General features: G+C 44.1%; 1 protein-coding gene. It reads left to right on the top strand.

The window, feature by feature from the left end; all coding sequences use genetic code 11:
- Positions 1-1036: Orn/Lys/Arg family decarboxylase (locus C0W29_RS21400; protein ID WP_459562005.1), on the top strand; the 1036-nt coding region annotated here is incomplete at its 5' end.
- Positions 1037-1056 lie beyond the last annotated feature (20 nt).

Raw genomic sequence — 1056 nt, 5'->3', positions numbered from 1 at the left:
AGCTTACATGATGCACACTTCAACATCACCACTATACGCAATCTGTGCGTCTAACGATGTTGCTGCGAATATGATGAAAGGCGAAAGTGGTCTATCGCTAACTAACGAAGTTAACCGCGAAGCGATCATCTTCCGTCAAAACATGCGTCAACTATTCAACGATTACACGGCTGAAAACGATTGGTTCTTCAAGCCTTGGAATGCTGAAACTGTTACTGAAATGAACGGCGACAAAGTTAATTTCGAAGATGCTTCTGTTGAGTCACTAATGACTATCCAACAGAACTGGAAATTGACTCCTGGTGACAAGTGGCACGGCTTTGACGAAATCGACAATGACTGGTGTATGCTTGATCCAATCAAAGTTAGCTTGCTAACTCCAGGTCTTGACGACAACGGTAACTTCCTAGAAACAGGTGTTCCAGCAGCACTTGTAACTGCATACCTAGGTCGTTTCGGTATCGTACCAACTCGTACCACTGACTTCCAAGTAATGTTCCTATTCTCAATGGGTATTACTAAAGGTAAGCGTGATACATTGATCAACACCTTGTTGTCATTCAAGCGTCACTACGATGCAAACGCAGATATCGAAACATTACTGCCTGAGCTAGTCGCTTCTGCTCCAGAAGTTTACCGCGGTCTTGGTCTTAAAGATCTTGGTAACAAGATGTTTGAATACCTAGTACGTCATAACCCAAGCCAAGTACTAAACCACGCTTACTCAAGCCTTCCAGAAATGGAAGTGAAGCCACGTACTGCTTACCAGTTCGTAGTATCTGATGACGTAGAACTAGTACCTTCTGACAAGCTTGTTGGTCGTGTTGCAGCGAACTCTGTTATTCCTTACCCACCAGGCATCCCAATGCTAATGGGTGGCGAAAACTTCGGTGACGAAACAAGTCCTCAAATCCAGTACTTGAAAGCACTAGAAGCATGGGACGCTGAATTCCCTGGTTTCGAACACGAAACTGAAGGTGCAGAGATCGAAGACGGTAAATACCACGTTCTTTGTATCAAAAAAGACGCACTATAATCGCCTAACGCGATAATGTG

Source organism: Photobacterium kishitanii, assembly GCF_003026355.1.
Taxonomy (GTDB): domain Bacteria; phylum Pseudomonadota; class Gammaproteobacteria; order Enterobacterales; family Vibrionaceae; genus Photobacterium; species Photobacterium kishitanii.
Note: the sequence above shows the minus strand (reverse complement) of the source record. Positions and strands in the feature narration are given on the sequence as shown.